We start from the raw sequence: 7,342 nt of genomic DNA, 5'->3' as shown, positions 1-7,342 counted from the left end.
AATTTTATTCAGAAAATCGCTTAATTTTTTGCTATCTATAGCCATACACTACCTCAAGTTGCAGCTAGTGTATGGCTGGGCCCCATGAAGTTCAAGTCAAAGATTGAATGACCAGTATAAATACACATCTCGATATGACTATAAATCGGTTAGGATTTCAACAATTCGTACACACTCCAGGCAATGACCATAGCCACCAGACCTAAAACCAGTAAAATTGCAAACTTGCTTAAGCCGGCTTCTGCTTCAGGTGGATGCAGTCGATCTTCATCTGCAATTCGGACCAATTCATTATTATAGTGACTATAAAACTCTGAACGCTGGGTTTCGTCCAGAGCGCGGGTAAAATCATAAACTTCTTTACGTTGAGCCAGACTGTAATCACCTAGATGGGTATATTTGTCATAAATTGCCTCATCCAGTTTTTTACGGTGTACGTGCGCCAATTCTGTAATCTGACTGGCTGTTGGGGGCATATCAAAACTGAGCCCTTCAAGAGTTCTTTGCATCATGTTGTTCTCCTTTTCTTTTGTTCTATTGTTAAAATCTATACCAACCAAACTTCCAAGTGTGTATAGTTTGATCGTACAAACTATAAATTAAGTAAACAGGAAAGCTGATATAGTTGACTTTTCCATTATTCTGTAATATTAGTTTAATAATACTAAGTTATATTTGTATTTAGACTTAAAAGTCTATCCGAAATCATAATTAAAATTAAGGAGTTTTTATATTATGCAGAATATCTCTCAACATGATTTGGAACATCTGTATGCAGATGCAGTGAATACCATTCAATCGCAAATGAACTTTGTCGATGCAGTAAAACAATTAGAAGATGCAGCGCGCGCCGGTCACGGTAAAGCAGCTCTCTTTTTAGCTGAACTGTATTATCAGGGTTTTCGTGTAGAACGAGATTCACTCAAAGCACAATACTGGCAGAACATGGCCACCATGCAAGCCTGAAGAAACGTCACCTCGGTGACGTTTTTTTACGCTATTTTTTCGAAATACTGCAATTAAGACATAATTTATTACGATTGCTTGCAAAGCTGAAACAGTAATTTCACTGGAACTTTCTAGAATAGAGCTGAACTCTAATAGCACTTTATTTTAACGACAATGCGAAAAATTATTCAATACGACCCGATTTGTAAAAACTTTCTTTTGAGGCTGACCATCCTCAAATCTATGATGTATTGCGGCGTTTTGTGGGGCGTCTATCATCAGGGTTGGGCGATGATGCGTGATCAGGAAGATTATATTTTTCCATTCTGGCTTAATTCTCTGGATGCCAAAAATTATGCCAAGGAACATTGGCCAGGTTATGTACCCCGTAGAATCAACCCGGAAGATTTCGAAAACAACTTGTTACCTACACTGTCCCGACTAGCCGTGACACCTACTTTATGTAGCGGTAATGGCACTAAACTAAAATTATCCATTCCACAGATGCGCCACCTGTTTTTTTCACAACAAAGACTGCACTTTGCCTAAAAACATGTTATTTATAAAGACATAAAATAGACACCTACACCTAGAGATGTTCAGCTGGATACATACTCTAGGACTAATAATAATTAGATAAAAAGGACTCAATAGAATGACCAACGTAGCACAAGTGCTCGGTGATAAAGTACATCAGGCAGTTTATACCATCCGTCCAGACTCTACAGTTTTAGAAGCAATTAGCCTGATGGCAGAAAAAGGAATCGGGGCGCTGGTCGTTACCCACGAAGACAGTGTGGTCGGCATTTTGTCAGAGCGTGATTACACCCGTAAAATCGCATTGATGCAAAGAACCTCTTTTGATACCACGGTCAATGAAATTATGACACCTAAAGTCATAACCGTGACTTCTGCAACTTCTGTTGAAGACTGCTTAGCATTAATGACTGACCGCCATTTACGCCACTTACCTGTAGTTGAAAATGACAAACTGATTGGCCTGATTTCGATTGGTGACTTGGTCAAAGCTGCAATGGAAGATCAACGTAAGCTGATTGATCAGTTACAACAGTATATTTCAGGCTAAAATTCTTTCTTAGTTAAATACGTAAATTAAGACTCAAACTCAAAATGTCATTACAAACAAATGACAATGCCATATCAAAACCAGATTAGGTATAAAAAATCCCAGCCTTAAGACTGGGATTTTTTGATTATTAGATCAAATTAAAGACCGAGTTTCTCTGCGACATAGTCAGAGTCTTTATCACCACGACCTGAAAGATTCACTACAATCTTAGTCTCTTTAGGCAGTTTACCCGCTTCACGAATTGCCCAAGCCACTGCATGTGAACTTTCTAATGCTGGCACAATTCCCTCAACGCGTGACAGGGTCATAAAGGCATCCAGACACTCCTGATCTGTTGCTGTAGTGTATTCCACACGACCCAGATCTTTCAGCAGGCTGTGCTGTGGCCCTACGCCTGGATAATCCAGCCCAGAAGCAATCGAATGCACAGGTAAAGGCTCACCCTGCTCATCTTCGAGTACATAACAGGCCATACCATGCAACTGGCTTGGTTTACCCAAAGTCAGCGTTGCGGAATGCTTATCAGTATTTAGGCCATGACCAGCAGGTTCTACCCCTACCAGTTTCACGTCTGGATCATTCAGGAATGCCGTGAATGCACCCATGGCATTTGAACCACCACCCACACATGCCACCACATAGTCTGGGTTTGCACCGAAGCGTTCATTGGTTTGAACCTTGATTTCATCGCCAATAATGGACTGGAAATCACGCACCATCATTGGGAATGGATGCGGTCCTACCACCGAACCAATCGCATAGATATAGTTTTTCGGATCTTTCAAGTATTCTTCAAAAGCACTGTCGACTGCATCTTTAAGGGTTGCTGTACCACGAGTCACAGAAATCAGCTTAGCACCCAAGATTTTCATCTTTACGACGTTTGGATGTTCTTTTTCGATATCCACCTGGCCCATATGAATTTCACATGGAATACCCACCAAAGCACATGCAGTGGCTAATGCCACACCATGCTGACCTGCACCGGTTTCTGCAATCACTTTGGTTTTACCCATATATTTCGCCAGCAGTGCTTCACCCACACAGTGATTGATTTTATGTGCACCGGTATGATTCAGGTCTTCACGTTTTAAATAGATCTGTGCTCCACCTAACTGGTCAGAAAGGTGTTTAGCATGAAACAAAAGGCTAGGACGGCCGACATAGTTAGCAAACAGGTCTTTTAATTCATTCTGAAATTCTTCAGTTTGACGGATTTCCTGATAGGCAACATTGATGTCATCCATGGCCTGTTTTAGCTCTGGTGGAATGAACTGACCGCCATATTGACCAAAGAAACCCTCTTCGTTGGGCAACGCAATACCATTAATTTGATGAGCCATAATAATTCCTGAATATTGGAATAAGGTATAGCAAGTGACTTTATACTAGAATAATTCGTTTTAAAGCACTAATAACTATAGATAAAGTCACTTATAGATAAATGGAATCAACGCGCCAGATATTTGGTCATATCCTCAATACCTTTTAAGGTCATTGGAAACATATGATCTTCAAAGATTTGCTTAATCAGGCCAATAGTATGCGTGTAATGCCAGTATTTTTCTTCTTCAGGATTGAGCCAGGCGGTTTTATCAAAATGCTGACGCAGACGCTGTAACCAGACCTGTCCTGCCTCATCATTCATATATTCGACCGAACCACCGACGGAGTTCAACTCATAGGGTGCCATGCTGGCATCACCCACTACAATCACCCGGTAATCCCGTCCATAGGTATTGAACAGATCCCAGGTATTCATGCGCGAGCTGGAACGACGGACATTATCTTTCCAGACATAGTCGTACAGACAGTTATGGAAATAGAAATATTCCAGAGTCTTAAATTCGGTCTTGGCTGCGCTAAACAGTTTTTCACACTGAGCAATATGCGCATCCATCGATCCGCCAATATCAAACAGCATGAGTACTTTAATACGGTTACGACGTTCCGGCACCAACTGAACATCCAAGATGCCTTGTTTGGCGGTTTCACGAATAGTGCTATCAATGTCCAGTTCTTCAGCCGCACCCTGACGGGCAAACTTACGCAAACGGCGCAGTGCCATCTGCATCTGACGACTACCAAGAATCTGATCATCATCCAGATTACGGTATTGACGCTGTTCCCAGACTTTGACTGCGGAACGTTTACGCCCCGGCCCGCCAATGCGCACACCTTCAGGATGATCACCATAGGCACCAAATGGCGATGTGCCACCAGTACCAATCATCTTATTCCCACCCTGATGTTTTTTATGCTGTTCACGCAAGCGCTCTTCCAGCATTTTCATCAGTTCTTCCAGCGACCCGGCTTTTTTCAGTTCTTCACGCTGTTCAGGGGTTAAGTGCTTTTCTAGAAGTTCCAGATCAAACCAGTCTTTAGGCAGTTTATGCACCTGATTCAGCAGTTCATCCAGATCAAAGGTCGCGATACCATCAAAGTAGTCTTTCATGGCACGATCGAACTTGTCGAAGTAGCGCTCGTCTTTGACCATCACAGTTTTAGCAAGCTGATAGAACTCGTCCTGATCGGCAAAAACTACGCCTGCCGCTACCGCCTGATTCAGATCGATCAACTCACGTGTGGAAACTGGTACGCCATATTTTCTGAGGGTATAAAACAATCGCACAAACATGCGTGTTTCTCCCTTAGCGACGCGACATAAAGGCTAGACGTTCAAGCAGCTGTACATCCTGCTCATTTTTGATCAGCGCGCCGTACAAAGGCGGGATCGCTTTGGACTTGTCGGTATTTCTTAAAATGTCTTCCGGCATATCATCTGCCATTAACAGACTTAACCAGTCGATCAGTTCAGAAGTTGAAGGTAGTTTTTTCAAGCCTGGAATCTGGCGTAACTTAAAGAAGACTTGCAGAGCTTCATTCACAAGCGTTGCTGAAATATTCTCAAAATGTACATCGATAATTTCACGCATGGTCGCTTCATCCGGAAACTCGATATAGTGGAAGAAACAACGGCGCAAGAAGGCATCTGGAAGTTCTTTCTCATTATTTGAAGTGATGATGACAATCGGACGCTGGGTCGCGGTAATGGTTTCACCCGTTTCATAAACGAAGAAGGACATCTTGTCGAGCTCGTGCAGCAAGTCATTTGGAAACTCGATGTCTGCTTTATCGATCTCATCAATCAGCAATACACAGCGTTCTTCACTGGTAAATGCTTCCCAGAGTTTACCCGGCTTGATGTAGTTCTTGATGTCATAAACGCGATCATCACCTAACTGACTATCACGTAAGCGTGATACCGCATCATATTCATACAGGCCCTGCTGTGCCTTGGTCGTTGATTTGATATGCCAGGTAATCAGCTTCAGTCCAAGGCTTTGTGCCACCTGTTCAGCCAACAAGGTTTTACCTGTACCCGGCTCACCTTTAACCAGCAAGGGTTTTTGCAAACTACGCGCAGCTTTCACAGCTAGTTTTAAACTGTCAGTGGCAATGTACTGATCCGTACCTGAGAATTGTTGAATATCAGCAGACATGATTGAACCTTATTTTTCTATTTACAGCGGTGAACTTTTCTTGTTTGACCCAAGACCCGTTTTACTGGATGCATAGGTCGACCAGCAATAGCCAATCACAGACCCGATACCAATGACAAATAAAATAAGTGACGCATTAATCCAAACGAGTTCATATTCCTTGGTCAGAATACCAAACAGCAGCCCGAAAATAGCAGGTGCAACTGAAGCATTACTGCCTTCAGAAACGGTTGGGGTTAATAGCACGGCAAAGGCTAACAACCATAAAAAACCGCCCATTGCCTTTGGCATGCGCTTGGTCACGCCATACCAGCAGGCTAACGCAATCAGACTGCCCAGCAGATACACTGCAAACGCAATACTCTGGTCAGGAATTGAGTCCAATACAGCTACAAAACCATTCATTTCACAACTCCTGAACTGAGCTTAAGCCCCACGAAGACCTTCTGGCGCTGGCGCATTCGGGTTAATCAAACCTTCTGGTGGCATTTGCAGGAAGAAACCACGAGTAGAAATTGAATCCATCACATGTAAAACATTGGCACGTGCCAGTTTACGCGATTCACTCAATTCAAGATGCATGACAAAAGTCGCACGACCAAAAGCAACACGTACCGGTTCAGCCAATACCTCTAGTGGTTCAAATGTTTCGGCTTCGTTCTCATCTGCAGGACGCGCCACATAAAGATACATTTCATCTTTTTTGCTAGATTTGTAGATAGACACTTGCATGTTTCAAACGACTTTTCTGAAAAAACAATCGCAAGGATACATCAAAAAAACGACAGAAACATTAGCCGCCTCCAATGCATCAGTCGTGATTTTGTATAATTGCTTTATCTTTAATCAATCCAGTAAAAATCACTCAACCACTTTCATCTGGGTCGACAGATAAGACTCATCCTGATGCAATACCTTAATTAGCGGCAGAGTTAATAACTCATAGCGCCAACCGAGCAAGTAGTTTGGCAGATCCTGTTCATCCTTATGACATACTACATGCTGATATAAGGCATTCAGCCATTTCTTGCGCATCAGCACTTCTTTCGGTACGGAGATTTCATTGGATATATTCTGGATCATTGTTTCAACCTTCTCGCCAATCTCTCTGGATGAATGGCGGATTGGGCGTGCCAGACGTAATGGCCAGTCGGCTTGGTCAGGCAGGAATTTCAACAGATCCAGAATAGTCTTGCCATGTTCACGGACAATATTGGCCCGGATGTCTTTCATCTGACTGAGCTGAAAATTATTGCGCGGGAATTTCTCTACCAGATCAATCATGGTCGAGTTTTTCAGAATAAAACTACGTGGCTGATTCAACGCCTTGGCAATCTGCTCACGCCATACAGCCAGTTGTTGTAACTGCATTAATTGACGGCGTGAATGACGATAATTACCGACATCCTGATAAAGCAAGGCAGTCGGTGTTTCTTCACCAATTTCATGGGTCAGAAAACGGCAATCTTCAAGAGCGAAATCGAGCAGATATTTGCTTTCCAGATCCTGTTTGACCTTATCCGACAGTTGCACCAGATAATGCACATCATTGGCTGCATACAGTAACTGCTCAGAGCTTAAAGGCCGTGCCAGCCAGTTAGAGCGCGTCTGATCTTTTTCAATATCGACATCCAGCATCTGTTTCAAGGCATTCTGATAGCTGACCTGCAAACCATGTCCGAGGAATGACATGCCGACCTGTGTATCAAAGACATTACTCAGGGCTTTTTTCTGGGTGTAATGGTAAATCAGATCAATATTTTCCATGCCTGCAGTGAAGATATTGATCTGATTTACCATT

At 42.8% G+C, this 7,342-nt stretch carries 10 protein-coding genes; 3 read left to right on the top strand and 7 right to left on the bottom strand.

Translation table 11 applies throughout. From position 1 onward, the window contains the following. Positions 1-149 precede the first annotated feature (149 nt). Positions 150-512, bottom strand: coding sequence for a hypothetical protein (locus B4J23_RS09985; RefSeq protein ID WP_291360371.1), 363 nt, complete (start codon positions 510-512; stop codon positions 150-152). Positions 513-732: 220 nt separating this feature from the next. Between B4J23_RS09985 and B4J23_RS09980 the strand changes: the two genes are divergently transcribed. From B4J23_RS09980 to B4J23_RS09970, 3 genes are all read left to right on the top strand, one after another. After that, complete coding sequence (locus B4J23_RS09980; protein ID WP_034171084.1) at positions 733-966, top strand: hypothetical protein; 234 nt, start codon at positions 733-735, stop codon at positions 964-966. 156 nt (positions 967-1,122) lie between these two features. Further along, the gene (locus B4J23_RS09975; RefSeq protein WP_034171083.1) at positions 1,123-1,497 is read left to right on the top strand and encodes a DUF2750 domain-containing protein; all 375 of its coding nucleotides are present in this window, start codon (positions 1,123-1,125) and stop codon (positions 1,495-1,497) included. Positions 1,498-1,603: 106 nt separating this feature from the next. Continuing rightward, positions 1,604-2,035: a CBS domain-containing protein gene (locus B4J23_RS09970; protein WP_125279146.1), complete on the top strand. Its 432-nt coding sequence runs from the start codon at positions 1,604-1,606 to the stop codon at positions 2,033-2,035. Between the two features lie 140 nt (positions 2,036-2,175). On the opposite strand, the gene trpB is transcribed toward B4J23_RS09970, so the two are convergent. The 6 genes from trpB to B4J23_RS09940 form a co-directional block, all read right to left on the bottom strand. After that, positions 2,176-3,381, bottom strand: coding sequence for a tryptophan synthase subunit beta (gene trpB, locus B4J23_RS09965; protein ID WP_291360367.1), 1,206 nt, complete (start codon positions 3,379-3,381; stop codon positions 2,176-2,178). Positions 3,382-3,488: 107 nt separating this feature from the next. Further along, positions 3,489-4,676 (bottom strand): vWA domain-containing protein, encoded by a 1,188-nt coding sequence (locus tag B4J23_RS09960; protein ID WP_180003757.1) that lies wholly within the window; start codon positions 4,674-4,676, stop codon positions 3,489-3,491. A 13-nt stretch (positions 4,677-4,689) separates the two neighbouring features. Then, positions 4,690-5,541 carry an AAA family ATPase gene (locus B4J23_RS09955; RefSeq protein WP_291360365.1) on the bottom strand — a complete coding sequence of 284 codons (852 nt, stop codon included), beginning with the start codon at positions 5,539-5,541 and terminating at the stop codon, positions 4,690-4,692. Positions 5,542-5,562: 21 nt separating this feature from the next. Continuing rightward, positions 5,563-5,946: a hypothetical protein gene (locus B4J23_RS09950; RefSeq protein WP_180003755.1), complete on the bottom strand. Its 384-nt coding sequence runs from the start codon at positions 5,944-5,946 to the stop codon at positions 5,563-5,565. Positions 5,947-5,967: 21 nt separating this feature from the next. Further along, entirely contained in the window at positions 5,968-6,273 is a 306-nt protein-coding gene (locus B4J23_RS09945; protein WP_004783715.1) for a YcgL domain-containing protein, read from the bottom strand. A 129-nt stretch (positions 6,274-6,402) separates the two neighbouring features. Then, positions 6,403-7,342: ribonuclease D (locus tag B4J23_RS09940; protein ID WP_291360363.1), on the bottom strand; the 940-nt coding region annotated here is incomplete at its 5' end.

The organism is Acinetobacter sp. UBA3025 (genome assembly GCF_002367915.1).
GTDB lineage: Bacteria > Pseudomonadota > Gammaproteobacteria > Pseudomonadales > Moraxellaceae > Acinetobacter.
The sequence above is the reverse complement of the archived record's forward strand: the minus strand, read 5'-3'. Positions and strand labels throughout refer to the sequence as shown.